The sequence below is a fragment of the Aeromonas sp. sif2416 genome (assembly GCF_019218665.1).
Taxonomy (GTDB): domain Bacteria; phylum Pseudomonadota; class Gammaproteobacteria; order Enterobacterales; family Aeromonadaceae; genus Aeromonas; species Aeromonas encheleia.
This window is the reverse complement of record NZ_JAHUXC010000016.1, coordinates 37,934-64,636: the sequence shown is the minus strand read 5'-3', so window position 1 is coordinate 64,636 and position 26,703 is coordinate 37,934. Positions and strand designations below refer to the sequence as shown.

At 62.7% G+C, this 26,703-nt stretch carries 23 protein-coding genes; 10 read left to right on the top strand and 13 right to left on the bottom strand.

From position 1 onward, the window contains the following. Nucleotides 1-204: 204 nt before the first annotated feature. The 3 genes from prlC to KW821_RS20300 all read left to right on the top strand — a co-directional run bounded on the left by prlC (nt 205) and on the right by KW821_RS20300 (nt 5,829). A complete protein-coding gene (prlC, locus tag KW821_RS20310) occupies nt 205-2,247 on the top strand; it encodes an oligopeptidase A (RefSeq protein ID WP_218292688.1) in 2,043 nt (680 codons plus the stop codon). A 204-nt stretch (nt 2,248-2,451) separates the two neighbouring features. After that, nucleotides 2,452-5,016, top strand: a complete 2,565-nt coding sequence (locus KW821_RS20305) for a bifunctional diguanylate cyclase/phosphodiesterase (protein ID WP_218292687.1) — start codon at nt 2,452-2,454, stop codon at nt 5,014-5,016. Nucleotides 5,017-5,067: 51 nt separating this feature from the next. After that, the gene (locus KW821_RS20300) at nt 5,068-5,829 is read left to right on the top strand and encodes a class I SAM-dependent methyltransferase (protein WP_256353578.1); all 762 of its coding nucleotides are present in this window, start codon (nt 5,068-5,070) and stop codon (nt 5,827-5,829) included. Between the two features lie 76 nt (nt 5,830-5,905). Here KW821_RS20300 and KW821_RS20295 read toward each other — a convergent pair whose 3' ends face one another. The 4 genes from KW821_RS20295 to rhlB all read right to left on the bottom strand — a co-directional run bounded on the left by KW821_RS20295 (nt 5,906) and on the right by rhlB (nt 10,191). Beyond that, on the bottom strand, nt 5,906-6,160 hold the full coding sequence (locus KW821_RS20295; RefSeq protein ID WP_042651794.1) for a Rho-binding antiterminator: 255 nt from the start codon (nt 6,158-6,160) through the stop codon (nt 5,906-5,908). 37 nt (nt 6,161-6,197) lie between these two features. Continuing rightward, entirely contained in the window at nt 6,198-7,187 is a 990-nt protein-coding gene (locus tag KW821_RS20290; protein ID WP_218292686.1) for a DUF4382 domain-containing protein, read from the bottom strand. Between the two features lie 209 nt (nt 7,188-7,396). Next, the gene (gene gppA, locus KW821_RS20285) at nt 7,397-8,887 is read right to left on the bottom strand and encodes a guanosine-5'-triphosphate,3'-diphosphate diphosphatase (RefSeq protein ID WP_042651792.1); all 1,491 of its coding nucleotides are present in this window, start codon (nt 8,885-8,887) and stop codon (nt 7,397-7,399) included. 14 nt (nt 8,888-8,901) lie between these two features. Next, a complete protein-coding gene (gene rhlB, locus KW821_RS20280; protein ID WP_033132514.1) occupies nt 8,902-10,191 on the bottom strand; it encodes an ATP-dependent RNA helicase RhlB in 1,290 nt (429 codons plus the stop codon). A 113-nt stretch (nt 10,192-10,304) separates the two neighbouring features. Here rhlB and trxA point away from each other — a divergent pair, with 113 nt between their 5' ends. From trxA to fre, 5 genes are all read left to right on the top strand, one after another. Then, complete coding sequence (trxA, locus tag KW821_RS20275; RefSeq protein WP_025328829.1) at nt 10,305-10,631, top strand: thioredoxin TrxA; 327 nt, start codon at nt 10,305-10,307, stop codon at nt 10,629-10,631. Between the two features lie 202 nt (nt 10,632-10,833). Further along, entirely contained in the window at nt 10,834-12,099 is a 1,266-nt protein-coding gene (gene rho / locus KW821_RS20270; protein ID WP_033132515.1) for a transcription termination factor Rho, read from the top strand. Nucleotides 12,100-12,217: 118 nt separating this feature from the next. Then, entirely contained in the window at nt 12,218-13,222 is a 1,005-nt protein-coding gene (locus tag KW821_RS20265) for a hypothetical protein (protein ID WP_218292685.1), read from the top strand. Nucleotides 13,223-13,252: 30 nt separating this feature from the next. Next, entirely contained in the window at nt 13,253-14,722 is a 1,470-nt protein-coding gene (gene ubiD / locus KW821_RS20260) for a 4-hydroxy-3-polyprenylbenzoate decarboxylase (RefSeq protein WP_042651790.1), read from the top strand. 151 nt (nt 14,723-14,873) lie between these two features. Continuing rightward, nucleotides 14,874-15,572, top strand: a complete 699-nt coding sequence (gene fre / locus KW821_RS20255) for an NAD(P)H-flavin reductase (protein ID WP_218292684.1) — start codon at nt 14,874-14,876, stop codon at nt 15,570-15,572. Nucleotides 15,573-15,666: 94 nt separating this feature from the next. Here the strand turns inward: fre and KW821_RS20250 are convergent, their stop codons facing one another. Then, entirely contained in the window at nt 15,667-15,924 is a 258-nt protein-coding gene (locus KW821_RS20250; RefSeq protein ID WP_042651788.1) for an accessory factor UbiK family protein, read from the bottom strand. Between the two features lie 301 nt (nt 15,925-16,225). Here KW821_RS20250 and KW821_RS20245 point away from each other — a divergent pair, with 301 nt between their 5' ends. Continuing rightward, the gene (locus KW821_RS20245; protein ID WP_218292683.1) at nt 16,226-18,643 is read left to right on the top strand and encodes a VolA/Pla-1 family phospholipase; all 2,418 of its coding nucleotides are present in this window, start codon (nt 16,226-16,228) and stop codon (nt 18,641-18,643) included. A 74-nt stretch (nt 18,644-18,717) separates the two neighbouring features. Here KW821_RS20245 and glpG read toward each other — a convergent pair whose 3' ends face one another. Together glpG and glpE are read right to left on the bottom strand one after the other, a co-directional pair. Beyond that, nucleotides 18,718-19,551 carry a rhomboid family intramembrane serine protease GlpG gene (glpG, locus tag KW821_RS20240; RefSeq protein ID WP_218292682.1) on the bottom strand — a complete coding sequence of 278 codons (834 nt, stop codon included), beginning with the start codon at nt 19,549-19,551 and terminating at the stop codon, nt 18,718-18,720. Then, nucleotides 19,548-19,871 (bottom strand): thiosulfate sulfurtransferase GlpE, encoded by a 324-nt coding sequence (glpE, locus tag KW821_RS20235; RefSeq protein WP_042651785.1) that lies wholly within the window; start codon nt 19,869-19,871, stop codon nt 19,548-19,550. The genes glpG and glpE overlap by 4 nt, the downstream gene beginning before the upstream one ends. Before the next feature lie 173 nt (nt 19,872-20,044). On the opposite strand from glpE, the gene KW821_RS20230 reads away from it, so the two are divergent. Beyond that, nucleotides 20,045-20,638: a LysE family translocator gene (locus tag KW821_RS20230; protein ID WP_256353577.1), complete on the top strand. Its 594-nt coding sequence runs from the start codon at nt 20,045-20,047 to the stop codon at nt 20,636-20,638. On the opposite strand, the gene KW821_RS20225 is transcribed toward KW821_RS20230, so the two are convergent. From KW821_RS20225 to KW821_RS20200, 6 genes are all read right to left on the bottom strand, one after another. Beyond that, nucleotides 20,617-21,462 carry an AraC family transcriptional regulator gene (locus tag KW821_RS20225; protein WP_218292681.1) on the bottom strand — a complete coding sequence of 282 codons (846 nt, stop codon included), beginning with the start codon at nt 21,460-21,462 and terminating at the stop codon, nt 20,617-20,619. The genes KW821_RS20230 and KW821_RS20225 overlap by 22 nt on opposite strands. A gap of 6 nt (nt 21,463-21,468) precedes the next feature. Then, nucleotides 21,469-22,170: an ABC transporter ATP-binding protein gene (locus tag KW821_RS20220; protein ID WP_042651783.1), complete on the bottom strand. Its 702-nt coding sequence runs from the start codon at nt 22,168-22,170 to the stop codon at nt 21,469-21,471. 8 nt (nt 22,171-22,178) lie between these two features. Next, nucleotides 22,179-22,964, bottom strand: a complete 786-nt coding sequence (gene livG / locus KW821_RS20215) for a high-affinity branched-chain amino acid ABC transporter ATP-binding protein LivG (RefSeq protein ID WP_218292680.1) — start codon at nt 22,962-22,964, stop codon at nt 22,179-22,181. Continuing rightward, nucleotides 22,961-24,229, bottom strand: a complete 1,269-nt coding sequence (locus KW821_RS20210; RefSeq protein WP_042651781.1) for a high-affinity branched-chain amino acid ABC transporter permease LivM — start codon at nt 24,227-24,229, stop codon at nt 22,961-22,963. The genes livG and KW821_RS20210 overlap by 4 nt, the downstream gene beginning before the upstream one ends. Nucleotides 24,230-24,323: 94 nt before the next feature. Beyond that, nucleotides 24,324-25,250, bottom strand: a complete 927-nt coding sequence (gene livH / locus KW821_RS20205) for a high-affinity branched-chain amino acid ABC transporter permease LivH (protein ID WP_218292679.1) — start codon at nt 25,248-25,250, stop codon at nt 24,324-24,326. A 64-nt stretch (nt 25,251-25,314) separates the two neighbouring features. Next, nucleotides 25,315-26,436 (bottom strand): branched-chain amino acid ABC transporter substrate-binding protein, encoded by a 1,122-nt coding sequence (locus KW821_RS20200; protein WP_042651779.1) that lies wholly within the window; start codon nt 26,434-26,436, stop codon nt 25,315-25,317. Nucleotides 26,437-26,703: the final 267 nt, after the last annotated feature.

The following is a 26,703-nucleotide window of genomic DNA, read 5'->3' as shown; positions in this document are numbered from 1 at the left end:
GCTCACGATGCCGGTCCCAGGACCGGCATCGTCGTCTCTGGTGTGCGGATTGCCGGTTTAATAGGCAAGTTTTCGCGAAAACTGGGCAACGGGCCTCGCTCTCGCTGGCAAAGGCTTGATTAATGGGTTTTCTGCCTACATCTTAGATGGTCCAAGCAAGCTTCTGGACGGCAGGGGCTGTAGCGCATTTAGAGGTACCCCAGTATGAACAACCCTTTGCTGACAATGGACTCGCTGCCTCCCTTCAGCCAGATCCAGCCCGATCAGGTACAGCCTGCCGTGACGCAGGCCATCGCCGACTGCAAACAGAAGATCGAGGACGTGCTGGCCCAGCGGGATCCCCATACCTGGGACAGCCTGATAGCGCCGCTGGAAGAGGTCAACGACCGTTTGGCGCGCATCTGGTCACCGGTCAGTCATCTCAATTCCGTGCTCAACAGCGAGGCGCTGCGCGAGGTGCACGACGCCTGCCTGCCGCTGCTGTCCGAGTTCCAGACCTATGTCGGCCAGCACGAGGGCCTCTACCAGGCCTATCGCGAGCTGGCCGAGAGCGACGACTTCCCGCTGCTTAGCGGCGCCCAGCGCAAGGAGATCCAGAATACCCTGCGCGATTTTCGCCTGTCCGGCATAGGCCTGCCCGCCGAGGCGCAGCAGCGTTATGGCGAGATCCAGGCCCGCCTCTCCGAGCTGGCCTCCCGCTTCAGCAACAACGTGCTGGATGCGACCCAGGGCTGGAGCAAGCTGGTGAGCGACGAGGCCGAGCTGGCCGGTCTGCCCCAGAGCGCACAGGCCGCCGCCCGTCAGCTGGCTGAGCACAAGGGCCAGCAGGGTTGGCTGTTCACCCTGGACATCCCCTCCTACCTGCCGGTGATGATGTATGCCGACAACCGCGCGCTGCGCGCCGAGCTGTATGAGGCCTTCACCACCCGCGCCTCCGAGCAGGGCCCGAATGCGGGCAAGTGGGACAACTCCGCCATCATGAGCGAGCTGCTCTCCCTGCGCCGCGAGCTGGCCCAGCTGCTCGGCTTCGGCAACTACGCCGAGTTCTCCCTGGCCACCAAGATGGCGGACAAGCCCGAGCAGGTGGTGGGTTTCCTCACCGATCTCGCGGCCAAATCCCTGCCACAGGGCAAGGCCGAGCTGGAGGAGATCCGTACCTTCGCCGCCGAGCAGCACGGTCAGCACGAGCTGGCCGCCTGGGATATCCCTTACTACGCCGAGAAGCTCAAGCAGCACAAGTTCTCCATCTCCGACGAGCAACTGCGGCCCTACTTCCCCGCCAACCGGGTGGTGAAGGGGCTGTTCGAGGTGGTGCGCCGGGTGTTCGGCATCAAGGTGCGCGAGCGCCTCGGCATCGATACCTGGCATCCGGACGTGCGCTTCTACGACATCTTCGACGCCGAGGATGAGCTGCGCGGCAGCTTCTACCTCGATCTCTACGCCCGCGAGCACAAGCAGGGCGGGGCCTGGATGGATGTCTGCCTGGGTCGCCGTTACCGTCAGGATGGTTCGCTGCAAAAGCCGGTGGCCTATCTGACCTGCAACTTCAACGGCCCGGTGGATGGCAAGCCGGCGCTGTTCACCCACAACGAGGTGGTGACCCTGTTCCACGAATTCGGTCACGGCATTCACCACATGCTGACCCAGGTCGACGTGGCCGGGGTGGCTGGCATCAACGGCGTGGCCTGGGATGCGGTCGAGCTGCCGAGCCAGTTCCTGGAGAACTGGTGCTGGGAGTCCGAGGCGCTGGCCTTCATCTCCGGTCATCATGAAACAGGGGAGCCGCTGCCGGCGGATCTGCTGGAGAAGATGCTGACCGCCCGCAACTTCCAGGCGGCCATGCAGATGTTGCGCCAGCTGGAGTTCGCCTTGTTCGACTTCCGCCTGCACCAGGAGTTTGACCCGGCCAATCCGGCGCTGATCCCGACCCTGCTGGCCGAGGTGCGCAGCCAGGTGGCGGTGCTGACGCCGCCGGCGTTCAACCGCTTCCAGCACAGCTTCTCCCACATCTTCGCGGGGGGCTATGCGGCGGGCTACTACAGCTACAAGTGGGCCGAGGTGCTGTCGGCGGATGCCTTCTCCCGCTTCGAGGAGGAGGGGATCTTCAACCCCGCCACCGGCCAGTCCTTCCTGAAGAACATCCTGGAGAAGGGCGGTTCGAAAGAACCCATGGAGCTGTTCCGTGCCTTCCGGGGCCGCGAGCCCAAAGTGGATGCCCTGCTGCGCCATAGCGGGATAGCCGCATGAGGTTTGGTGCCTGCGCGGCCGTGAGCTTCAAGCAGGTACAGTCCCGCGGCAGAGTGGGATCGCCGCGTGATTTTTGAGATAAAAAGGGACCAGCAGGTCCCTTTTTTCAAGGCTTTTTAATATCTTGCGGATAGCATGTTTGCACTGTCCCCGCCTCTTCAGTAGAGTCGGGTTCTACCTTCCAGGGAGAGAAAGAACCTTGCCATGAGGCGAGCACTCGAGTCTGTCTATCAAATCATCTCAAGCCTGTCTCATCTGAGTGGCAAAGGATTTTTCGAGACCTTTGTGAGTGAAATCGCCGCAGCGGTTGAGGCGGATCTCGTCCTCGTTTCAGGTAGGGATCATTCGGGCCTGTTTTTTACCATACATGCCGCTCATCCCTCCTCCCTCGACATAGGTTCCTACAGCTTTCCCCTAGCCGGCACCCCGGGCGAGATCGTCATGCAGCAGGGTGAAGCCTGGTTCAACGATCGCATCCGTCAGCTATTCCCTCATGCCGCCGTGCTGGAGCGCTGGCAGATCAAGGGCTATGCCGGGATAGCGCTGAAGAATGCCCAGGGCGAGACCATGGGGTTGTGCAGCGTCATGTTCAAGCGGGCCATGCCCAGCATGGACAAGCTCATGCGACTGCTGCGCCTGCTGGCCCCCCTCGCCGGTCGCGAGCTGGCGCTGATGTACCAGCAGCCCTCCCAGCCGGTGCAGACCCAACCTGAGTATCACCATTTCCTGGACAGCATGATGTCCCATGCCCCGGTCGGCATCGGCAAGCTGGATCTGGAGGGCCGTATCCTCTGGGTCAACCCGGCCATCGAGAAGATGCTGGGCTACAGTCAGCAGGAGCTGCAACTGCGCACCGCCGCCGAGATCAACCACCCGGAAGACTGGCTGCTCAGCATCCCTTACTACGAAGAGTTGAGACGGGGGGAGCGTCCCGCCTTCACCCAGGAGAAACGCTACCTGCACCGGGACGGTATGGTGCTCTGGGGCCGGGTGACGGTGACGCTGATCCGCAACAAGCAGTTGCACCCCGACTATCTGATGCTGGTGCTGGAGAATATCGATCCCATCAAGCGCCACGCCGAGCAGCTCAAGCTCTCCCACCGGGTCTATGACAACCTGTCCGAGGCCATACTGGTGTGCGATGCCGACAGCCGCATCATCTCGGTCAACCCCGCATTCGAGAAGATCACCGGCTACAGCGAGGAGGAGGCCTGCGGCCAGCGTCCCAGCCTGCTCAAGTCCGGGCTGCACGATCAGACCTTCTATGCCGACATGTATCACGCCCTCGAGCGGGTGGGGATCTGGCGTGGCGAGGTGTGGAACAAGCGCAAGAACGGCAAGCTCTACCCCCAGCAGCTGATGATCAGCGCCTTGCGGGAGGGGGGGCGGATCAGCCAGTACATCGCCATCTTCAGCGATCTCTCCCAGACCAAGCTGGCGGAGCAGAAGATCGCGGCCCAGGCGAACTACGACAACCTCACCGGCCTGCCTAACCGCTGGCTGTTTGGCCGCTGCCTCGGTCGCTTCTGCGAGCGGGGCGAGCGCTTCGCGCTCATGGTGCTGGATCTCAACAACTTCAAGGCGGTCAACAACAGCATGGATCACCACGTCGGTGATGCCCTGCTGCGGGAGGTGTCGGATCGGCTGGTGAGCCGGGTCCGTACCGAGGATCTGGTGGCCCGCATCGGTGGCGACGAGTTCGCCTTCCTGGTGCCCGGCATCGTCAACCGCCGCCAGGCCGAGGTGTTTGCCAAGCAGGTGATCGGCGGCTTCGCCCGCCCCTTCATGCTGGCCAACCAGCACCTCTATGTGACGGCGACCCTGGGGATCACCCTCTGCCCCAATGACGGGGCCGACAGTGACGAGCTGCTGCGCAATGCCGAGCAGGCGCTGTTCGTCGCCAAGCGGCAGGGGCGGCAACTCGGCACCTACAGCGCCTCCATGCGGGAAGAGGTGAGCCAGCGCCACCAGATGCAACAAGATCTGGCGGAGGCCATCAAGCTGGCGCAGCTGACCATGGCCTATCAGCCGATCTGGGACAACCGCAGTGGCCGGGTCGCTAAGCTGGAGGCGCTGGTGCGCTGGTACCATCCCCACTGGGGCCAGGTCTCGCCGGCGGACTTCATCCCGCTGGCGGAGGAGGCGGGGCTCATCCAGGGGCTGGGGGCGCTGGTGCTGTGGCAGTCATGCCGGGATCTGGCCCGCTTGCAGCAGTCCGGTTTCCCTGAGCTGCAGATGTCCATCAACCGCTCGACTCTGGAGTTCCAGACCATAGATCCAGAGGCGAGCGAGTGGCTCAGGGTGATCCGTCACTTCGGCCTGGATCCGGCGGACATCATCATAGAGATCACCGAGTCCCTGTTGATGGAGAGCAGTGATCAGCACAGGGTGCGGATCGACGCCTTGCGCGAGGCGGGCTGCAAGCTGGCCATCGATGACTTCGGCACCGGCTACTCGGCGCTCAATTACCTGCGCACCTTCCCGGTGGATCTGGTCAAGATCGATCGCTCCTTCGTGCGCCACATCCCCTTCAACGAGCAGGACCGGCTGCTGCTGGACGGCATCATCAACATAGTGCACAACCTCGGCATGCAGGTGGTGATCGAGGGGGTGGAGACCCGCGAGCAGCTCAACTTCCTCTGCCAGAAGGGCTGTGCCTTCACCCAGGGCTATTTGCTCAGCCGCCCGTTACCCTTCGAGGATCTGGTGGAATACCTGAGCCTCAATCGCCAGGGGATGAACCTGACTAATCTGACCACAGTGAGCTGATCCCCCGCTTCTGCTATCATGCTCGGCTCCACGCCGTCATGAGTCTTCGTTATGCCCCATATCCAGGTTTTTAGTGAAGTGCCCGCCCGCGAAGGGGAGCTCGATGCCCTGCGGCTGCGGTTGGCCGAGGTGGAGTTCCCCGCCCCCTTCGCCTTGGTGCTGACCGAGGCCAGGCTGGAGCTGCGCAAGCTGGACGAACCCAAGCTGGGCGCCGTCTACGTGGACTTCGTGGAGGGGGCCGTGGCTCACAGGCGCAAGTTCGGAGGCGGCCGGGGCCAGTCCATCGCCAAGGCGGTGGGGCTGAAAGCCGGGGCCATGCCGAGCGTGGTGGATGCGACGGCCGGGCTGGGGCGCGATGCCTTCGTGCTGGCCTCCCTCGGTTGCAGGGTGACGCTGATCGAGCGCAGCCCGGTGGTGGCAGCCCTGCTGCAGGACGGGCTGGTGCGGGCGGGGCAGGATCCCGAGATCGGTGGCTGGGTGCGGGAGCGGATGCAGCTGTTGCAGGGGCCGGCGGTGGACAACCTGCTGGCGCTGACCGAGCGGCCCGATGTCATCTACCTGGATCCCATGTTCCCCCACAAGCAGAAGTCGGCGCTGGTGAAGAAGGAGATGCGGGTGTTCCAGTCGCTGGTGGGGCCGGATCTGGATGCGGACGCCCTGCTGCCGGCGGCGCTGCAGATGGCCGACAAGCGGGTGGTGGTAAAGCGGCCCGACTACGCGGGCTGGCTCAACGAGCAGAGACCCAGCATGGCCATCGAGACCAAGAGCAACCGCTTCGATGTCTACGTGATGGCGGCGCTGGCGGCGGGCTAGGCGCGGTATTCTGAGCAGAATCGCATGAAAAAAGAGGGCCAACACAGTTGGCCCTCTTTTTTTTTGCGACTGGCGTTCAGTCGGCGGTAGCGAAGCGGATCCGCTTCTCTTCCCCTTGCCAGTTCAGGCTCAGGGTGGCCAGCTCGGCCAGACTGAGCCGCTCGCCACTGTGCAGCACCAGGTATTCGACCCCATCCCGAGCCGTGATGGTGTGGATCTTGTCCACCCACTGCCGCCCATCCCGGGTGCCGAGACCGACGGCCAGTTGCCAGCGGGCGGCGATCTCGAGCCAGTCATAGAGGTCACAGCTGATGGGTTGGTAATCCTTCATCCGTTGCCTCGACAACGGGGCCCTTGGGCCCCGCTCATCAGAAGTTGAGTTCCGTGGTCGGTGCGGCCACGACCTGGTCCTTCTTCACCATGCCCAGAGTCAGCACATCGCCGGCCAGCTCGGGGTCATCCGCATCGCCGTTGCAGACCAGCACGACGTCATAATGGCCGAGGTTCACGAAGCCCAGCTCATAGCCGTAGCCTCCTCCGGTCTGGGGCAGAACGGGGGCGCTGGCATAGAAGCCGTTATCGAGGTCGGACATGTCCGGATAGTTATCGTCCAGCCGCAACCCGTCATAGAAGTAGACGAAGGCCTTGTCGGTCAGCACGCCACCGCAGAGCCCGCTGGCCACTGTGCCCTTGACGGTGGCCACCTCGGTATTGTTCACCAGGCGCACGCCTCTGGGCTTGAGCTTGTAGTGCTCTTCATGACCTGGCAACACCATGGAGTGGCGCAGATCGAACTCGGTGGTAAAGGCGCTGGTGCCGTTGGCGGCAATGGTGAAGGCGTCCAGCTTGAGCTCGTTACTGGGCACTTCCAGCGGCTTGATCACCCCGTCATCCTGTAACACATAGGAGTAGGGGGTGCCGTCGGAAAACTGGTTTTCTGATTTGGTCCCATCCAGGATCTCCAGCCGCATCTGGCTGTATTCACCGGCGACCACGTCCTGACTGTCCAGCAGTGGGCGGCTGTGTGATCCCTGGTAGGCCAGCAGATCGATGTAGGTAAACTGCGGGTGACCGTTGTCGTCGGAGGGGATGAGCAGGCCGAGTGGGGTACAGCCATCGTCCTCGGCACTGGTCAGGAAGCTGGCGGTACTCCAGCCCAGCTCGTTGCCGGTGACGGGATTGATGCTGATATTGGCGACGGCGATACAGACCTTCTGGACGGAATCGACAGGCGCATCGGAGAAGGCCAGGGACATCTTGGCGTTCGATGCGGGAGGCGGGTTCGGGTTGGAGTCGCTGTCATTGCCGCCACAAGCGGTCAGCAGTGCGGTCAGGCCTATCAAGATTAAGGGTTTCATGGCTTCCATTCCTGTTGGAGAGACCTTTCTACTCTAGCCGAGATGGTGAAATGGGGTAGCAGGCGAGCGCTGTGTGATGAGGGGGGCTTTGGCTAAAAAGCCAATTAAATCAATTACGAGCCTTGAATGGCACCGAGTGTTGCTGCGAAAGAGATTGTCGGAACCGACGGCGTTGCGGTGAAAAGGGGGCTGATTGGGTGCGAACCCAATCAGGCTTCCAGCAGGCGGGTGGGCCAGCCCATCTTCTGCTGGCGCTCCACTTCGAGGCGCAGTTCGCTGGCCCGCAGATAGTGTTCGTCCAGCCAGCCCTTGGGCAGGGTCAGGGTCAGCGCTTCTTCATCGGCCTGCAGCAGGAAGCTGGGCACTGTGCCCTGAGTGCGACGCATGCAGAGAATGAGCGAGATGCGCAGGATGCGGGCCAGCCGGATCGCCTGGCGGCCGGTGACGGCGCCCTGTTTCTCCAGGGTGTCCAGCTTGAATTCGTCCCGCTGGTTGAACAGCAGGGCCGACAACAGCTTCTTCTGGGCCGGCGTGAAGCCCGGCATGTCGATGTTGTCGATGATGTAGGCGGCGTGCTGCGGTGCCTTCTTGTACTCGATGCAGAGACCGATCTCGTGCAGCAGGGCCGCATAGCGCAGGATCGGGCGGCCGTAACGCTTGGAGAGGCGCCAGGCCGGTTGCAGCTGGTTGAACGCCTCGATGGCGGTGTCGCGCACCCGCTCGGCGTGCTCCTTGTCCAGCTGATAGCGGCTGATCAGGCTGTCGGCGGTGCGATCACGGGCATCACAGTCGTGGTTGTTGCCGAGCAGGCCGTAGATCAGGCCCTCCCGCAGCGCCCCGCCCGCGAGCGTCATGCTCTCTATGCCCAGAGTCTCGAAGATGGCGATCAGGATGGCGAGACCGGAGGGGAACACGGTCAGCCGCTCGGCCGCCAGCCCTTCCAGCTGCAGCCGATCCAGCCTGCCACAGGCGATGGCCTGACCCATCAGCTCCTGCAATTTCGGCAGGGTGACCCGCTCGCTCTTGCCCTGCGCCAGCATGATCTCCTGCAGCGCCTGTACGGTGCCGGAGGCACCGACACAGGTACGCCAACCCAGGGCGCGGTAATCCTCCGCGACCGGAGCCATCACCGCCTTGGCGGCGGCGATGGCCTGGTTGAAGCGGGTCTCGCTCAGCTCGCCGTCACCGAAGTGATTGTTGAGCCAGGTGACGCAACCCATATGCAGGCTGTTGAGCAGCTTCGCCTCGCTGTGCTCGCCGATCACCAGCTCGGTGCTGGCACCGCCGATGTCGATCACCAGCCGATTGCCTTCCCCGGCGGAGGTCCAGGAGACCCCTTCGTAGATGGTCTTGGCCTCTTCCTCGCCCGAGATGATCTCGATACTGTGGTTGAGTACCCGTTCGGCTTCGCTCAGGAACTCGTCGACGTTGGTGGCCAGGCGCAGCGTCGCCGTACCCACCACCCGGATGTTGTCGGAGGGGATGTCCTGCAACTGCTCGGAGAACAGGCGCAGGCAGTCCCAGCCCCGCTCCATGGCGGCACGGCTGAGACGAAATTCCGGGTCGAGACCGGCGGCGAGGCGCACCTTGCGCTTGACCTTGGTGACGGTGCGCAGGGCACCGGCGACCTCGCGCACCACCAGCATGTGAAAGCTGTTGGAGCCGAGGTCGATGGCGGCATAGAGCGGCGAGTTGTGCAACTGGGCCCGGTCCCTTAGTTCTTGCGGGGCGGGCGACGACGGTTGTTGCTGTTGCCACCACCCTGGCGATCCCGCATGTTGCGGTTCACCGGCTGGCGGTTGCGGAACACCCGTTTCGGGGCGGTCACGTCATCCAGCAGCGACTCGCGATCATACTTGCTGACCGGGATCGGGTGGTGGATGTACTCCTCGATGGCCGGCAGGTTGAAGGCATAGTCTTCACAGGCCAGGCTGATGGAGTGACCGCTCTTGCCGGCACGACCGGTACGACCGATACGGTGTACATAGTCTTCGGCATCGTCGGGCAGGTCGTAGTTGAAGACGTGGGTCACGTCCGGGATGTGCAGACCACGGGCGGCCACGTCGGTGGCGACCAGGACGTCCAGCGTTCCCTTGGTGAACTCTTCCAGGATCTTCATCCGCTTCTTCTGCGGCACGTCACCGGTCAGCAGGCCGACCCGGTGGCCGTCGTTCTCCAGCCACGCATGTACGTCTTCACAGACATGCTTGGTGTTGGCGAAGACGATGGCTTTCTCCGGCCACTCCTCTTCCATCAGGGAGAGCAGCAGCAGCATCTTGTCTTCGTTGGAGGGGTAGAACAGCTCCTCCTTGATGCGTACGCCCGTCATCTGTTCCGGTTCGATTTGCACGTGTTCCGGGTGGTTCATGTGCTCGTAGGCCAGCTCCTGCACGCGCAGGGAGAGGGTGGCGGAGAACAGCATGCTCAGGCGCTCGGTGGCCGGCGGCATGCGACGGAACAGGAAGCGGATGTCCTTGATGAAGCCGAGATCGAACATGCGATCCGCTTCGTCCAGCACCACGACCTGGATGCTGCCCAGATCGATGACCTTGGACTTGAAGTAGTCGATGATGCGACCCGTGGTGCCGATCAGGATGTCGACACCCTGTTCCAGCACGGCCAGCTGCTTGTCGTAGCCCTCGCCGCCATAGGCGAGACCGAGCTTCAGACCGGTGGAGGCGGACATGCCTTCGGCGTCGTTGTAAATCTGGACGGCCAGCTCACGGGTCGGTGCCAGTATGATGGCGCGCGGCTGGTTGATCAGGCGCGGCTGGGTCAACGGGTGGGTCAGCAAATAGTTGAAGGTCGCTGCCAGGAAGGCAAGGGTCTTGCCGGTTCCCGTCTGGGCCTGACCGGCGAGGTCATGGCCTTCTACCAGCAGTGGCAGAGACAGTGCCTGGATGGGCGTGCAATAGTGAAATCCCTTTGATTCCAGACCAGCCAGAACTTCGGGTTCGAGGCCCATTTGGGCGAATTTTTCGGTCGTAAGGTGTGTTTTGCTCATGGCGGTAGGTTATCAGGTTAGGCTTGCAATAATAAACAGGATCATTTCAAATAGGGCAACTATTGCCTTTGTTGATCCATCAATAAAGCCTTAATTACTGACTGGAGTTGGAGATGAGTGACAAGATTGTTCAGCTGAGCGATGCCAGCTTCGAGGCCGATGTAATCAAAGCCGACAGCCCCGTTCTGGTCGATTTCTGGGCTGAATGGTGCGGTCCGTGCAAGATGATTGCCCCGATCCTGAACGAAGTCGCCCAAGAATATGCCGGTCGCGTGACCGTGGCGAAATTGAACATCGATCATAACGCCGACACTCCGCCCAAGTATGGCATTCGCGGTATCCCGACCCTCTTGCTGTTCAAGAATGGCGAAGTGGCAGCGACCAAGGTCGGTGCCCTGTCCAAGACTCAGCTGAAAGAGTTCCTGGACGGTAACCTGTAATAATCAAGAAGGAGCGCATTGCAATAATGCGCTCCTTGTGTTTTATCACCTAGACGCTCATCCCGATTGGTGCTAGCTTATCGTTCGTTTGCTAACCATTTTGCCCGACTCCTTAACAACAGCCTGGCAAGTCAAATCCGATTAGTATCAATCCAGCAGACTGTCTCCTCATTTCAATCCTTGCTTACAGACTCTCACCACTATGAATCTGACTGAATTAAAGAACACTCCTGTGTCCGAGCTGGTCAAGCTTGGCGAATCCATGGGGTTAGAAAATCTGGCTCGGGCCCACAAGAAAGACATTATCTTCGCGATCCTCAAGGCGCACGCCAAGGGTGGTGAGGATATCTTTGGCGACGGTGTGCTGGAAATCCTGACCGACGGCTTCGGCTTCCTGCGTAGTGCAGATGGCTCCTATCTGGCCGGCCCGGACGACATCTACGTCTCCCCGAGCCAGATCCGCCGCTTCAACCTGCGTACCGGCGATACCGTTTCCGGCAAGATCCGACCCCCGAAAGAGGGCGAGCGTTACTTCGCGCTGCTCAAGGTCAACGAGGTCAACTATGACCGTCCGGAAAACGTCCGCAACAAGATCCTGTTCGAAAACCTGACGCCGCTGCATGCCAACGAGCGTCTGCGCATGGAGCGGGGCAACGGCTCGACCGAAGACATCACCGCCCGTGTGCTGGACCTGGCATCCCCCATCGGTAAAGGCCAGCGTGGCCTGATCGTGGCGCCGCCCAAGGCAGGTAAGACCATGCTGCTGCAGAACATCGCCCAGAGCATCGCTTACAACCACCCGGACTGTGAGCTCATCGTCCTGCTGATCGACGAGCGTCCGGAAGAAGTGACCGAGATGCAGCGTATGGTGAAGGGTGAAGTGATCGCCTCCACCTTCGACGAGCCAGCATCCCGTCACGTCCAGGTTGCCGACATGGTGATCGAGAAGGCCAAGCGTCTGGTCGAGCACAAGAAGGACGTGGTGATCCTGCTGGATTCCATCACCCGTCTGGCCCGTGCCTACAACACCGTCATCCCCTCATCCGGCAAGGTACTGACCGGTGGTGTGGATGCCAACGCCCTGCACAGACCCAAGCGTTTCTTCGGCGCCGCCCGTAACGTTGAGGAAGGCGGCAGCCTGACCATCATCGCGACCGCGCTGGTCGACACCGGCTCCAAGATGGATGAAGTCATCTACGAAGAGTTCAAGGGTACCGGCAACATGGAACTGCACCTCTCGCGCAAGATCGCCGAGAAGCGCGTCTACCCGGCCATCGACATCACCCGCTCCGGCACCCGCAAGGAAGAGTTGCTGACCGCGCCGGATGAGCTGCAGAAGATGTGGATACTGCGCAAGATCATTCACCCCATGGGCGAGATCGACAGCATCGAGTTCCTCATCGACAAGCTGGCAGCCACCAAGACCAACGACGAGTTCTTCGATTCCATGAAGCGTCAGCAGAAGTAACTGCGCCGAAGACGTCGAAGAATGCCAAAACCGCGGCCCAGGTCGCGGTTTTTGTTTATCTATTTCCCTGTTGCCTTAGTAGTATGTGAGGCCTCGATGTCACAAGGATAGGGACGTCATGAAGCTGGTATTCCTGATCTGGCTCGGCTGGCTGATGGCCAGCCCGGTGCAGGCCGATTCACTGCCACAGCCGCAGGCTCAGCTGGTGGCGGATGAGGGCCTGCAGGGGCATGTCGATTATCTGAACAGTCGCCTGCGACTGGGGCAGTTTGCCGCCATGGATTCCCTGCTCGAGACGCTGACCCTGGGGCAGCGGGAGTTCCTGCTGCACCGGCTGCTGAGCGGCCTCAAGTCGGCGGGGGCGCCGACCCCGGCGCTGCTGGCCTGGGTGCGGGAACAGGCCGCCAAGGCACCGCTGTGGCTGGTGGAGGGGGAGGTGGACGGTTTCCTGGTCCAGCTGCCCGCCTATGACTTTGCCGCCGAGGCCAGACTGGTGCTCAGCCACTGGCAGCAGCTGGCCTGGCAGGACAACTACCGTCAGCTGCTGGAGCAGAACAGCTTTGACTTCAAGCAGCTCTACTACAGCCGCAACCAGGAGCTGGCGCAGCAGCAGCAGGCGTTGCTGGCCGTGCTCGATGGTCAACCCACCCCCGTGCTCAGGCGCGAAGCCAAGCGACTGGCCTCCCTGCCCCTCTTCCTGCCGGACAACCAGCTGTTGCTGCACCTCATCGATCGAACCGGTGACCCCGGCCTCTATCAGACGCTGTGGCGCCAGCCGGCGGATCACGACAGCCTGGCGGCCCTGCACAGCATCACCCGTTTCTATCGGGGCCAGGAGGCGAGCGATCTGCTGATCGCCGCCAGCCGCAACGACCGCCTGATGATCCCCGCCCTGCAGCAGCTCAGTCAGCTCTCGCCGCTGCCCGACACGGCCCAGCAGTATCTGCTGGCCGAACTCGGCAAGCATCAATATGGCGGGCTGGTGGCCGGCCTGCTGCTGCAGATGGACGAACCCAGGCTGCTGGCCCAGCTGGCGGATCGCCTCACCCGGCAGGAGCAGCGTCACGGCCTGGCCGTCATGCTGCCCGATACGGGTACACTGGATGCGCGACCGGGGTTATAATGCCCCACCGCCTGAACACAGGGTACCCGCATGAAATACAAGGACTTGCGTGATTTCATCGCGCAGCTGGAACAAACCGGACAGCTCAAGCGCATCAGTCGCGAGATAGACCCCTATCTGGAGATGACCGAGATCAGCGATCGCACCCTGCGTGCGGGTGGCCCGGCCCTGTTGTTCGAGAATCCCAAGGGCTACAGCATGCCGGTGCTGACCAACCTGTTCGGCACCCCGGATCGGGTCGCCATGGGCATGGGCCAGCCCAACGTCGGCGCCCTGCGCCAGGTGGGGACCTGGCTCTCCTACCTGAAGGAGCCTGAGCCGCCCCGTGGCCTCAAGGAGCTGATGGAGAAGCTGCCGATCTTCAAGCAGGTGCTCAACATGCCGACCAAGCGGCTCTCCTCCGCCCCCTGTCAGCAGATAGTGCTGGAAGGGGAGGCGGTCGACCTGGATCAGATCCCGATCCAGCACTGCTGGCCCGGCGATGTGGCCCCCCTGGTGACCTGGGGGCTGACCATCACCCGCGGCCCCTACAAGAAACGCCAGAACCTCGGCATCTATCGCCAGCAGAAGATCGGCAAGAACAAGCTGATCATGCGCTGGCTGGATCACCGTGGCGGCGCCATCGATTTTCGCGAGTGGCAGGAGGCCCACCCGGGTGAGCGTTTCCCGGTAGTGGTGGCGCTCGGTGCCGATCCTGCGACCATACTCGGCGCCGTGACGCCGGTGCCGGACACCCTCTCCGAATACGCCTTCGCCGGCCTGCTGCGCGGCAGCCGCACCGAGGTGGTGAAGGCCCTGAGCTGTGAGCTCGAGGTGCCCGCCAGCGCCGAAATCGTGCTGGAAGGTTACCTGGAGCCGGGGGAGATGGCGCCGGAGGGCCCCTATGGGGATCACACCGGTTACTACAACGAGGTGGACGAGTTCCCGGTGTTTACCATCACCCACATGACCATGCGCCGTGATGCCATCTATCACAGCACCTACACCGGCCGTCCGCCCGATGAGCCGGCCGTGCTGGGGGTGGCGCTGAACGAGGTGTTCGTGCCGCTGCTGCAGAAGCAGTTCCCCGAGATAGTGGACTTCTACCTGCCGCCGGAGGGTTGCTCCTACCGGATGGCGGTGGTGACCATCAAGAAGCGCTACCCCGGCCATGCCAAGCGGGTGATGCTGGGGGTCTGGTCCTTCCTGCGCCAGTTCATGTACACCAAGTTCGTGATCGTCTGCGATGACGACATCAACGCCCGCGACTGGAAGGATGTGATCTGGGCCATCACCACCCGCATGGATCCGGCGCGGGACACCACATTGATCGAGCACACGCCGATCGATTACCTCGACTTCGCCTCGCCGGTCTCGGGGCTCGGCTCCAAGATGGGGCTGGATGCCACCAACAAGTGGCCGGGGGAGAGCAATAGGGAGTGGGGTCAGCCCATAGTCCAGGATGCGGCGGTGACCGCGAAGATCGACGGGATCTGGGACGAGCTGAATATTCTCGGCTGATCCCGCGCCTCCACGGCGACGCCGACGCAAAAGAGCGGTATTCGCCGACCGAATTGGGTATTCTCGACTGACCGGACCAGATCGCTGGTCGCCAGAACACAGTGAATCAATGAGCGAAAGCGGGCCGAGCGAGCCCGTCACAAGGATAAGAATGCAACGTATCAAGTGCCGCGTAGAGGAACTGCGCGAATATGTCGACACCATCTGGCATGTGGCCCTGGCGCCGCAGCAAGAGGTCAGCTTCAAGCCGGGCCAGTATCTGCTGGTGGTGATGAGCGACTCGGACAAGCGTCCCTTCTCCATCGCCAACTCGCCGACCCGCTCCGGTGTGCTGGAGCTGCAGATCGGCGCCACCCCGGAGAACGCCTACGCCGGCCAGGTGCTGGCGCGCATGCGCGAACAGGGCGAGATCGAGATCGAGCTGGCGGCGGGCAAGGCCTTCCTGCGGGACAGTTCGCCCCGTCCCCTGATCCTGATGGCAGGCGGCACCGGCTTCTCCTATGCCCGCTCCATCCTGGAGTATCTGATAGCGACCGGCAGCAAGCGCCCGGTGTTCTGCTACTGGGGCGTGCGTCAGGCGCACTGGCTCTACGAGCAGGCGCAGATGCAGCAGTGGGAGCGTGACTACGCCCCGCTCACCTTCGTGCCCGTGGTGCAGGAGCCGGAGGCCGACTGGACCGGCAAGACCGGGCTGGTGCACAAGGCCATCATGGACGACTTCGTCAGCCTGCATGACTACGACATCTATGTGGCGGGTCGTTTCGAGATGGCGGGTGCGGCGCGGGAGGAGTTCAAGGTACTGGGCGCCGAGCCGGAGCGGATCTTCGGCGACGCCTACGAGTTCATCTAAAGCGTTCCCTCGCAGCAGAAACAACAAACCCCAGCCTGGCTGGGGTTTGTTTTATGTGCCGGTAAGGCCGACGGGTCGGCGACACCGCGCCGGCTTACTCGCCCTTGGCGCCGAGCTGCTGTTCCAGCTGGGCCAGCTTGGCCTCGAGGGCGGTCAGCTTCTCCCGGGTGCGCAGCAGCACCTTGGTCTGCACGTCAAACTCCTCGCGGCTGACCAGATCCAGCTTGTTCAGCTGGGCTTGCAGCACCTGACGGGTCTTCTTTTCCACCTCTTCACCCATGCTGCGAATGCCGGGCGGCAGGGCGTTCTGTACCTGTTTGGCGATCTCTTCCAGTTTCTTCGGGTCGATCATGGGGTTCTCCTTAAGCAATGGCGCCATTCTACCGACAAATCTGCCTCTTTGCCGAGATCGGGGCGGCTTTTTGCACCCTTGGGTTGTACAGGCTCTGGTCGGGTCTGGTGATGCCAGGGATGCTGCTACCCTCTGGCGCCAGGGTCCAATTCCATTTCCTTGATGTTGTACACAAAAAAATCAGATCAGATGACCGACCAGAGGCTTATTAATTGTTGCGTTGCTGTTAAGATGTTTCGGTCGGGTTTGGACCCTACCCCGTCAGGCTCATCATGGATAACAACATAAAAGAGATAAGGATATGAAAAAAAAGCTAATTTATGCAGCTGTCGTCAGTGCACTGCTGAGCGGTTGTGGTGGCAGCGACGATAAAGAAGGCGATACCTCGAGCTATCTCGATTACCTGCTGAGTGGCTCCAATGCGGTGCGTCCCAGCGCCCTGGCCGCCCGTGCCTCCGACGGTACCCTGAAATTCTCCACCGAGACCGCCGATCTCTCCAACCCGGTCTCCGCCCTCTCTACCCTGGATGGCTGGTCCACGACCCAGGCTATCCAGATTGTGCCCGTGACGGCATCCGGCATCACAGTCAAGGCGCCAACGGCCGCCGAATTCGGTGCCGCCGTCGCACCGCTCTATCTGCTGGAGCTGACCTTCGACAGCGCGGCACTGCGCCCGAGTGGCGTGAAGAAGGTGCTGACCTACGGCGTGGACTTCGTGGTGGCCGAGTCGGCCGGCAAGCTGAACCTGGTGCCGCTCAAGCCCCTAAGCCCCTCCTCCTATTACATGATAGTGGCCACGGATACGCTCAACGACAGCAGCGGCACTCCGCTCAAGGCCGGCAGTGATTACAGCAACTATAAGAGCAATGCCGGCAGCACCGCCCAGGAGCAGTCCATCAACGGTCTGATCACCCTGCAGGAAGGGCTGTTCAAGGCCGCCACCGGCATCACCAGCGACCACGTGATCTTCTCCGACTGGTTCGGTACCCAGTCCGGCGCCGATGTGCTGGTGGCGGTGAAGGGGGCTGCGGCCTCTGTGCTGAAGAGCAGTCCGACCCTGGATGCGGCCGTGCTGTGGAAAGAGGATGCCAAGGGCAATACCAGCCTGCCCGGCACCTACACCCTGGGTGTGGCCAGCCACGACAGCTTCCTGACCAAGCTGGAGGCCGAACAATTCCTGCCGCAGGAACAGAAGGATGCGCTGGCCGCCGCCTTCGGCACCGGCACCCCGCTCAACGGCCTGGCCCAGATCACCCAGGTCTACACAGGCGCGGTCAAACTGCCCTACTTCCTCTCCTCACCGGCCACCGCCGGTTCCTGGGACAAGGCCAGGACCCAGTCCTGGCACGGTGCCATCCCCAGCCTGTACGCCATCGCCAACGCACTGAAGGCCGGTGACAGCGAGGTGATCGCCGGTCTGGTGGGGGCTGGTGTGGATCCGGCCCTGCTGGGTGAGCTGATCGCCGATCCTAGCCGTCAGGCCGAGCTGCTGGCCGAGGCGAGCAAGCTGATCGGGGTGACCCTCACCTCCGGTGGCAAGGCGCTGGACGCCGAGATGAACATAGGCCGCTTCAACCCGCTGCCGGCGCTGGAAGAGGTGCAGTCCGTGCCGATGCGCATCTTCGCCAAGGACGCGCTCAACACCATCACCGACGTGATCATCTATCAGCACGGCGTCACCTCGGTGAAGGAGAACGCCTACGCCCTGGCGCTGGGCCAGATTGCGGCCGGTGCCAAGGCGGGCAAGAAGGTGGCGCTGGTGGTGATCGATCACCCGCTGCACGGTGAGCGCGGCTATGCCCTGAGCGGCAGCATGGCGACCGTGACTACCCCGGACAACCCGACCCCCTATCTGAACCTGAGCTACCTGACGGTGGCGCGGGACAACCTGAAACAGAGCGTGGCGGATCTGCTGGGCCTGCGCCTGGCGGTCGGTCTGGCCAACGCCAAGGGCGCGCTGGGCGCCGCCGGCGTCAAGGTGCACTTCCTGGGTCACTCCCTGGGGGCCATTGCCGGTGCCAGCCTGCTGGCGGTGGCCAACCAGTCCATCGGCAGTCCTCAGGCGGATGCCCTGTTCAAGTTCGACACCGGCGGCCTGGCCATGCCGGGTGGCGGCATAGCCCCGCTGCTGCTCAACTCGCCGACCTTCGGGCCGACGATCCAGATGAGCGTGCTGACCAGCGGCAGCCCTGAGCTGAAGGCGGCCTTCACCGCCTATGCGCCGAGCTGCAAGACGGCGGTTGCCAGCTGCTTCGTCAACGAGTTCCTGCCGAGCCTGGACGCCGCCACTCAGGCCACCGCGGCCGGCACTGTGCAGAGCTACAACTTCGCGGCCCAGTCGGTGCTGGATTCGGCTGACCCGATCAACCTGGCGCGTGGCATCAAGGCGGACTTCCCGCTGTTTGCCACCGAGATCGTCGGAGATGGCGCCCTGAGCCTGCCGGATCAGGTGATCCCGAACAGCATAGCGACAGCCCCGCTGGGTGGTACCGAGGCGCTGTTCAAGGTGCTGGAGCTGCAACCGCTGACTGCCAGCGGCGCGGCCAACCACCACGCGGCTCGCTTCGTGGCGGGGGGTCACAGCTCGCTGCTGGCACCGGATGAGAACTTCGATCCGACCGGTGCTGTGACCACGGAGATGCAGACCCAGTTCGGCAGCTTCTTTATGAGTGGCGGTACTGCGGTGCAGGTCACCGACAGTTCTCTGCTCAAGCAATAACGCTGCAGACCATAAAAAAACGCCGCCCCTCGGGGCGGCGTTCTCGTTTCTGTAGCTTGGGCGGGGGCCAGCCGTCATGTCGGTCTGTGGTGCCGATCCAGCCAGCCTTGCAGCAGGCCCACCAGCAGACCCGTCAGGTGGGCGATGTTGGCGGTGCGGGTGCCGAGCAAGTCGAAGAAGCCGAGTACCATCCAGAACAGCATGAAGCCCATCAGCGCCGGCGGCAGGCTGAGGCCGCAGGCCGGCTGCAGCTTGCTGCGCAGCCAGCAGTAGCCGAGCAGGGCATAGACCACCCCGGAGAGGCCGCCAAACAGCGGGCCGCTCATGAAAAACTCGGCCACGTTCGGCAGGGCCGCCCCCACCACGAGCAGGATGAACAGTTTGCCGCTGCCGAGGCGCTGCTCGATCTGCCCCCCCAGATACCACCACCACAGCAGGTTGAACACCAGGTGCAGCACCGAGAAGTGGATGAAGGCCGGGGTGATGTAGCGCCACGCCTGCCAGTCGGTGAACTGGGCCAGGGTCGGGTGGAACGCCAGCTGATCGAAGATGGGCAGGCCTATGGCATCGAGGGCATAGATGGCCAGACAGGCGACTATGACGACCAGGGTCAGCGGCCCCGCCTGATGCAGGAAGTCGGTGACGGGATCCGTCATCCTCTTGCTGTAGTCGATGCGGGCATCCGCCCGACCGGATTGCCAGGAGGCCTCCATGTAGCGGGGATGGTTGGGATCGCTCAGGAAGCGCTTCACCTCTTGCTGGGCCTGGGCGAGGCGCTGCTCATCCGCCAGCCAGACCGAGACGCCGAGCTCGGACTGGGTCAGCTCGCACGACATGCCGAGGGTGGCGAGATAGTCCACCAGCGCCTGGGCCATGCGGGCGTCGTCGAGCACCAGCAGCTGGATCATGCGTCGCCCGCCTGGATGGGGAACTCCTTGCGCCAGGCTTCGAAGCCGCCATCCAGGCTGTAGACCTGGTCATAGCCCTGTTGCAGCAGATACTGGGCCGCTCCCTGGCTGCTGTTGCCGTGGTAGCACATCACTATCACCGGGGTGTCGAAGTCCACCTCGTTCATGAAGCGCACCAGGCTGCCATTGGTGAGGTGGAAGGCGCCGACCGCATGGGCGGTCTCGAATGACTGGGGATCGCGAATATCCACCAGACGGGCGTCACCGGCACTGAGCTTCTGGTGGGCATCCTGGGCACTGATATGGGCAAACTGGTCCATTAACCTGTCCTGTGAATAGATGATTGATGCCCAGTTTACCGCAAGCCGCGGCCCGCGCTAAGCCCGCAATGCGCTCCGTCGCCCCTCATCGGCAGGGGCTGCGCAATTTTCTTCAATACCCCCAGGCGGTGGCTCGGTAGGGTGGCGCTGTGTCACCTCAAGGAGTCCTCTTCATGGAAATGAGTCTGTTACTGTCGATGTGCGGGTTTGCGCTGGCCATGTCCATCTCTCCCGGCCCGGTCAATCTGGTCGCCCTCGGCGCGGGGGCCAGATACGGCTTCCACGCCAGCCTGCGTCACGTGGTGGGGGCGACGCTGGGCTTCATCCTGCTGCTCCTGTTGATGGGGTTGGGGCTGAGCGGGGCCCTGGTGCAATGGCCCATGGCGGCCGGTGCCCTGCGCTGGGGCGGGATCCTCTTCCTCTGCTACATGGCCTGGCAGCTGATGGTGGATGAGGGGAGCCTGGGGCACGGCGGCGGGGTGCCACCCTCCTTCCTGTACGGCGCCCTGATGCAATGGCTCAACCCCAAGGCCTGGCTGGCGGCCAGCATGGGGATGGGGGCCTATGGGGCCGTCGGCGGGGTGGGGCAGATAGTCCTGTTCACCACCCTCTATCTGGTGATCTGCCTCGGCTCCATCGCCTGCTGGGCCTATGTCGGCAGCCGGCTGCAGGAGGCGCTGCTGTCGCCCCGCCGGCTGCGCTGGTTCAACCGGACCATGGCTCTGCTGCTCTTACTCAGTGCCGGTTACCTGGGGTTGGCTGCCTGACGGCTGAGCTGCAGCTGGTATTGGCCCGGGGTGGCGGCGACCCGGCGCTTGAACTGGCGCTGGAAGTGCGCCTGATCGGCGAAGCCGCTCGCCAGCGCCACCTCGGCCAGGGACTGGCCCTGCCTGAGCAGGGGGCGGGCGTGGCGAATACGGTGATCGATCAGGTAGGCGTGGGGGGTCATGCCATAGTGGCGGGCGAAGCTGCGCACCAGGTGGGAGGGGGTGATGCCGGCCACGGCGCTCAGCTCGGCCAGGGTGAGGGGGCGGGTGCAGTCGTCACGGATCAGCTCGGCGGCCCGTTGCAGGTGCAGCGGCGGACGATCATCCCAGCTGGCGGGCGTCAGCCTGGCCAGCAGCTGGTGGCTGAACCGCTGGCAGGCTACCTCCTTGGCCAGCGGGTCCCGGCCCTGCACCAGGCTCTGGTGTAGCAGTTGCAATGCTTGGTACAGCAGGGGGTCCCGGCTCGCCGTCATGTCGAAGGGGCGAAACTCGGAGCCCAGGCCCGCCTCTTCCTGCTGGCCGCGCAGCCAGTCGAGATTGAGATAGAACATCAGATAGGACCAGGGCTGATCCGCGATGGCGTTGCAGGCATGCACCTCTTCCGGGTTCATCAGCACCAGGCTGCCGCGGCTTACCTCCTGCCTGCTGCGCTGGTTGAGGTAGTGGCTGTGGCCACCGGTGATGGCGCCGATGGAGAAGTGGGCGTGGCTGTGCTTGTCGTAGCAGACGCGGCGGCCATCCTGCACCGCCCGCGCCTCGATAAATGGCAGGGCCGGGTCGCACCAGAAGCGGTGACGATCCGGTACGACCCTGGCCCCATTCATGTCGGGTTAGCCACCGAGATAGGCCTGCCGTACCGCCGGGTTCGCGAGCAGGGCGGCGCCTGTGTCTTGCAGCACCACCCGGCCGTTCTCCAGCACATAGCCTCTGTCCGCCAGCTTGAGCGCCTGGTTGGCATTCTGCTCCACCAGGAAGATGGTCATGCCCTTCTGGCGCAGCTGCTCTATGGTGTCGAAGATCTGCTGGATGATGATGGGGGCCAGCCCCAACGAGGGCTCGTCCAGCAGCAGCAGGCGCGGCTTGCTCATCAGGGCGCGGCCTATGGCCAGCATCTGCTGCTCGCCGCCGGACATGGTGCCGGCCCGCTGCTCCAGCCGCTCGTGCAGCCGCGGGAACATGGTGAATACCTGATCCAGCAGGGCCGGTTGCTCGGCCTTGTCGACGAAGAAGGCGCCCATCAGCAGGTTCTCCTCCACCGTCAGGCGGGCGAAGATGCGGCGCCCCTCCGGCACCACGGCGATGTCCTTGCGCATGATGCGGGCCGTGGTGAGGGAGTTGATCTGTTCCCCCTCGAACCAGATGCTGCCGCTGCTGGGCTTGGGTTCGCCGCACAGCGTCATCAGCAGTGTGGTCTTGCCGGCGCCGTTGGCGCCGATCAGGGTGACTATCTCTCCCTCCTTCACCTCGACGCTGACGTCGTGCAGCGCCTGGATCTTGCCGTAGTGGGTCGATACGTTGCGAAGTTCTAACATCATGACTCCTAGGATTCGCCCAGATAGGCCTTGATCACGGCCGGGTTGTTGCGGATTTCGTCCGGCTTGCCATGGGCCAGCGGGGTGCCCTGGTTGACCACGAAGATGCGGTTGGAGATCTCCATCACCAGCTTCATGTCGTGCTCGATCAGCAATACCGAGACGCCAAACTCGTCCCTCAGGTTGGAGATGAGTTCGTTGAGCTCATCCGTCTCGTGCGGGTTGAGGCCGGCGGCCGGCTCATCCAGCATCAGCAGATCAGGCCTGGTTGCCATGCAGCGGGCGATCTCGAGCCGGCGCTGCTGGCCATAGGCCAGGTTGCCGGCGGCGCGATTGGCGAGCTCCTTGAGGCCGACTTTCTCCAGCCAGAAGGCCGACTGCTCCAGCCCCTCCTGCTCGGCGCGGCGGAAGGCCGGGGTCTTGAACAGGCCGGCGATGAAGCCGGTGTTGAGGTGCCTGTGCTGGGCCACCAGCAGGTTCTCCACCGCCGTCATCTCCTTGAACAGGCGGACGTGCTGGAAGGTCCGCACCACCCCTTTGCGGGCGATGAGGTGGCCGGGCAACCCCTGGATCTCCTCGCCCTTGTAGTTGATGGTGCCGCCGCTCGGGCGGTAGAAACCGGTCAGGCAGTTGAAGATGGTGGTCTTGCCCGCGCCGTTGGGGCCTATGATGGAGATCACCTCGCCCCTGTCCACATCCAGCTTGACGCCGTTGACCGCCAGCAAGCCGCCGAAGCGCATCGACAGATCAGAGACGTCGAGCAACTTGTTGTTTGTATTGTTCAGGTTGCTCATTTGCGTAGCTCCAGGTGAGGACGACTCATCGGCAGCAGTCCTTGCGGCCGCCAGATCATCATGAACACCATCAGCAGACCGAACATCAGCATGCGGTACTCATTGAATTCACGGGCCAGCTCCGGCAACACCGTCATCACTATGGCGGCCAGCACCACCCCGATCTGGGAGCCCATGCCGCCCAGCACCACAATCGCAAGGACGATGGCCGACTCGATGAAGACGAAGGACTCCGGGCTGATGAAGCCCTGGCGGGAGGCGAAGAAGCTGCCGGCGAAGCCCGCGAAGCAGGCGCCTATGGTGAAGGCGGTCAGCTTGATGATGGTGGGGTTGAGGCCAAGGGATTTGCAGGCGATCTCGTCTTCCCGCAAGGCTTCCCAGGCCCGTCCCAGCGGCATGCGCAGCAGACGGTTGATGACGAACAGGGTGGCCACCACCAGCAGCAGCGCCATCAGGTAGACGAAGATGACCTTGTGGTTCGCGTTGTAGGTGATGCCGAAGAAGTCGTGGAAGGTGCCAAAGCCCCCATCCTTGACGGTGCGGTTGAACTCCAGCCCGGCCAGGGTGGGCTTGGGAATGCCGGAAATGCCGTTCGGGCCGCCAGTCAGACTGGTCAGGTTGTTGAGCAGGATGCGGATGATCTCGCCAAAGCCCAGAGTGACGATGGCCAGATAGTCACCGCGCAGCCGCAGCACCGGGAAGCCGAGCAGGAAGCCGAAGGTGGCCGCCATCAGGCCGGCGATGGGCAGGCACTCCCAGAAGCTCAGCCCGAAGTAGGTGTTGAGCAGGGCATAGGTGTAGGCACCGACCGCGTAGAAGCCGACGTAACCGAGATCCAGCAGGCCGGCGAGGCCCACCACCACGTTCAGGCCGAGCCCCAGCATGATGTAAATCATGGTGAGGGTGGCCAGATCGACGGCGCCGCGCGACGCCATGAAGGGCCAGCTCACCGCGAACAGCAGCACCAGGATGGCGGTGATGTTGTAGAGGCGTGGCGCCTCCTCCGGGCTCGGCAGCACCAGCTTGGTGAAGCCGACGGAGAAGCCGCTGATGGAGGCCTGGAACAGTCGGCTGATCTGGCCGCGCATCAGCTGGAACCAGAACACCAGGGCGGCGCCCCCCAGCAGCCAGGCCAGCGATACGTCGAGCCGGCTCACCACCAGCAGGCGGGAGCCATCGGTCTCGAGCTTGAAGCCGAGCAGCCAGAAGGAGAGCACCAGCAGCATCAGGCTGGCGACGCAGGCATGGATGAATTGACGTTTCATCAGACTTTCTCCACTTCCGGGCGACCCAGGATGCAGCCGATAGACATGAACAGCGGCATCAGACAGGTGGTAGGCACTTGAATAAATTGACGTTTCATACCTTCTCGACCTCCGGGCGACCCAGGATGCCGGTAGGCATGAACAACAGCACGAAGATGAGCAGGGCGAAGGCCATGACATCCTTGTACTCGGTGCTGAGGTAGCCGGCGGTGAGCGCTTCCACCACCCCCAGCAGCAGGCCGCCGATCACCGCGCCCGGGATGCTGCCGATGCCACCCAGTACCGCCGCCGTGAAGGCCTTGAGACCGGCCATGAAGCCGAGGTAGGGGTTGATGACGCCGTAATACATGCCGAGCAGTACCCCGGCCACGGCGGCCAGGGTGGCCCCCAACACGAAGGTGATGGAGATGACCACGTGGGTGTCTATGCCCAGCAGGTTCGCCATCTTGATGTCTTCCGAGCAGGCGCGGCAGGCCCGGCCCATGCGGGAGCGGCCGATGAACTGGGTCAGCGCCAGCATGGTCACGAAGGTCACCACGAAGATGATGAGCTGCATGTAGGAGAGGCTGGCCTGGAAGCCTTCCTCGCCACCCAGGGTCCAGCCCCCGGAGATCAGGGTGGGCATGGCGATATCGCGCGAGCCCTGGGCCATCCGCATCATGTTTTGCAAGAAGATCGACATGCCGATGGCGGAGATGAGGGGGATGAGGCGGTTGCCGCCCCGCAGTGGGCGATAGGCGACCCGCTCTATGGTCCAGCCATAGCTGCCGGTGATGATGATACTGACCAGGAAGGCGCCTCCCAGCAGCAAGACGGTGCTGTCGATGCCCATCATCGAGAGCCCGGCCATCACCATAAACGCGACATAGGAGCCGATCATGTAAACCTCGCCGTGGGCGAAGTTGATCATGCCGATGATGCCGTAGACCATGGTGTAGCCGATGGCGATCAACGCATAGGTGCTGCCTATGGTTAATCCGTTCAGCAACTGCTGAACCAGGTAGAGAAGGTGTTCGGACATACTGCGTTCCCTGTACTTGCCCGCAAAGAAAGGAGGGGCGACTCACGTCGCCCCAACCGGCAGATTACTTGAGTTGAGTGGAGGTGCCGTCGGCGTGCCACTGGAACACACCGAATTCGAAGCCTTTCAGGTCACCGTTCGGTGCCCAGGTCAGGGGGCCCATGACGGTGTCGACCGGCATGGCTTTGATGGCGGCGGCCACGGCGGCAGGGTCATCCTCACCCGCCTTGGCAATACCGGCAGCCAGGGTCTGCACCGCGGCGTAGGTGGTCCAGACGAAGGGACCGGAAGAGTCCTGACCCTTGGCCTTGAAGGCTTCTACGATGGAGGCGTTGGCGGGGACCAGGTCATATTTGTTCGGCAGGGTGACCAGCAGGCCTTCGGAACCCTGACCACCGATGGCGGAGATATCCTTGTTACCCACCCCTTCCGGACCCATGAACTTGGCCTTCAGGCCCTTCTCGTGCGCCTGGCGCAGGATCAGGCCCAGCTCCGGGTGATAGCCGCCGTAGTAGACGAAATCGACGTTCTCTTTCTGCAGCTTGGCGATCAGGGCGGAGAAGTCCTTGTCACCGGCGGTGATGCCTTCGAATGCCACCACCTTGACGCCCGCCTTGTCCAGGGAGGCCTTCACGCTGGAGGCGATGCCTTCACCGTACTGTTTCTTGTCGTGGATGACGGCCACGCGCTGGGGTTTCACCTGCTCGATGATGTACTTGGCGGCGGTCGGACCCTGGTCGCTGTCCAGACCAATGGTGCGCATGGTCAGCTGGTAGCCACGCTCGGTGATCTTGGGGTTGGTGGAGGCGGGGGTGATCATCAGCACGCCTTCGTCTTCATAGATGTCGGAGGCGGGCAGGGTGTTGTCGGAGCAGAGGTGGCCGACTACGAACTTGACGCCGTCGTTGATCACCTTGTTGGCGACCGCCACGGCCTGTTTGGGATCGCAGGCGTCGTCATAGACGATGGCTTCGATCTGCTTGCCCTTGATGCCGCCGGCCTTGTTGATCTGCTCGACCGCCATCTTGCCGCCGGTGAACTGCATGTCACCATACTGGGCGACCGGACCTGTGACCGGACCGGCGATACCGATCTTGATGGTATCGGCCGCATTGGCCATGGAGACCGATCCAAACAGAGCCAAAGAAACCGCTGCCCTGACTGCCATTTTGCTCAAGTTATTCATTGATTCGTCCCTTAATCAGTGGATTGTTTCATTTTCCGTGTGCCATTCCGGACCTGTATCCCGCCAGCCCGGCAATAGATAAGGTTCTATCATTCCTCGCTGGGCAATAACAAGATGTTAAAGATACTAACCATGGAGGGGTGGCTAGTGGTTTTGTGAACTAAATAACTGATTTTTGGTTTTTGTTTGGAATTTAATTCCAATATGCTCGATTAACATCTTAACAACAAGAGGTTGTTCCGATAAATACCAGATGAAAAAACTGAC

Bases quoted from the DNA above. Each gene is read 5' to 3' on its own strand.
- prlC (WP_218292688.1), top strand. From the start codon at position 205: ATGAACAACCCTTTGCTGACAATGGACTCGCTGCCTCCCTTCAGCCAG.
- KW821_RS20305 (WP_218292687.1), top strand. From the start codon at position 2,452: ATGAGGCGAGCACTCGAGTCTGTCTATCAAATCATCTCAAGCCTGTCT.
- KW821_RS20300 (WP_256353578.1), top strand. From the start codon at position 5,068: ATGCCCCATATCCAGGTTTTTAGTGAAGTGCCCGCCCGCGAAGGGGAG.
- KW821_RS20295 (WP_042651794.1), bottom strand. From the start codon at position 6,160: ATGAAGGATTACCAACCCATCAGCTGTGACCTCTATGACTGGCTCGAG.
- KW821_RS20290 (WP_218292686.1), bottom strand. From the start codon at position 7,187: ATGAAACCCTTAATCTTGATAGGCCTGACCGCACTGCTGACCGCTTGT.
- rhlB (WP_033132514.1), bottom strand. From the start codon at position 10,191: ATGAGCAAAACACACCTTACGACCGAAAAATTCGCCCAAATGGGCCTC.
- trxA (WP_025328829.1), top strand. From the start codon at position 10,305: ATGAGTGACAAGATTGTTCAGCTGAGCGATGCCAGCTTCGAGGCCGAT.
- rho (WP_033132515.1), top strand. From the start codon at position 10,834: ATGAATCTGACTGAATTAAAGAACACTCCTGTGTCCGAGCTGGTCAAG.
- KW821_RS20265 (WP_218292685.1), top strand. From the start codon at position 12,218: ATGAAGCTGGTATTCCTGATCTGGCTCGGCTGGCTGATGGCCAGCCCG.
- ubiD (WP_042651790.1), top strand. From the start codon at position 13,253: ATGAAATACAAGGACTTGCGTGATTTCATCGCGCAGCTGGAACAAACC.
- fre (WP_218292684.1), top strand. From the start codon at position 14,874: ATGCAACGTATCAAGTGCCGCGTAGAGGAACTGCGCGAATATGTCGAC.
- KW821_RS20250 (WP_042651788.1), bottom strand. From the start codon at position 15,924: ATGATCGACCCGAAGAAACTGGAAGAGATCGCCAAACAGGTACAGAAC.
- KW821_RS20245 (WP_218292683.1), top strand. From the start codon at position 16,226: ATGAAAAAAAAGCTAATTTATGCAGCTGTCGTCAGTGCACTGCTGAGC.
- glpG (WP_218292682.1), bottom strand. From the start codon at position 19,551: ATGATCCAGCTGCTGGTGCTCGACGACGCCCGCATGGCCCAGGCGCTG.
- glpE (WP_042651785.1), bottom strand. From the start codon at position 19,871: ATGGACCAGTTTGCCCATATCAGTGCCCAGGATGCCCACCAGAAGCTC.
- KW821_RS20230 (WP_256353577.1), top strand. From the start codon at position 20,045: ATGGAAATGAGTCTGTTACTGTCGATGTGCGGGTTTGCGCTGGCCATG.
- KW821_RS20225 (WP_218292681.1), bottom strand. From the start codon at position 21,462: ATGAATGGGGCCAGGGTCGTACCGGATCGTCACCGCTTCTGGTGCGAC.
- KW821_RS20220 (WP_042651783.1), bottom strand. From the start codon at position 22,170: ATGTTAGAACTTCGCAACGTATCGACCCACTACGGCAAGATCCAGGCG.
- livG (WP_218292680.1), bottom strand. From the start codon at position 22,964: ATGAGCAACCTGAACAATACAAACAACAAGTTGCTCGACGTCTCTGAT.
- KW821_RS20210 (WP_042651781.1), bottom strand. From the start codon at position 24,229: ATGAAACGTCAATTCATCCATGCCTGCGTCGCCAGCCTGATGCTGCTG.
- livH (WP_218292679.1), bottom strand. From the start codon at position 25,250: ATGTCCGAACACCTTCTCTACCTGGTTCAGCAGTTGCTGAACGGATTA.
- KW821_RS20200 (WP_042651779.1), bottom strand. From the start codon at position 26,436: ATGAATAACTTGAGCAAAATGGCAGTCAGGGCAGCGGTTTCTTTGGCT.